This window comes from Janibacter sp. CoH_79_TC_3, assembly GCF_058197955.1.
The window spans coordinates 1-249 of sequence record NZ_JBXWIV010000150.1 but is presented as its reverse complement, the minus strand read 5'-3'; the positions used below and the strand labels follow the sequence as shown (position 1 = coordinate 249).

1 protein-coding gene is annotated in these 249 nt (G+C 45.8%); it reads left to right on the top strand.

The window, feature by feature from the left end:
- Window positions 1–249: hypothetical protein (locus AC2FA3_RS15435; RefSeq protein ID WP_490510358.1), on the top strand; the 249-nt coding region annotated here is incomplete at both ends.

The following is a 249-nucleotide window of genomic DNA, read 5'->3' as shown; positions in this document are numbered from 1 at the left end:
CCCATTGGGAGGAGAAAATCTCTCTGCAACAGCAGATACCGAAAAAGCACTGAGCATGATAAATGGTGCAGGTTCGGAAGAAGCAACTGATACAGAAGAACAGACTGCAGATGATAAATCCATTGAGATTGTTTATCTGGAAAATGATGAACTTGCAGCAGCTCTGGAAACAGTAAAATCTTCCTGGGAAGCGCTGGGCTTCTCGGTAACCCTGACTGCTCAGGATGCAGAGACCTTTAAGCTCAGCAG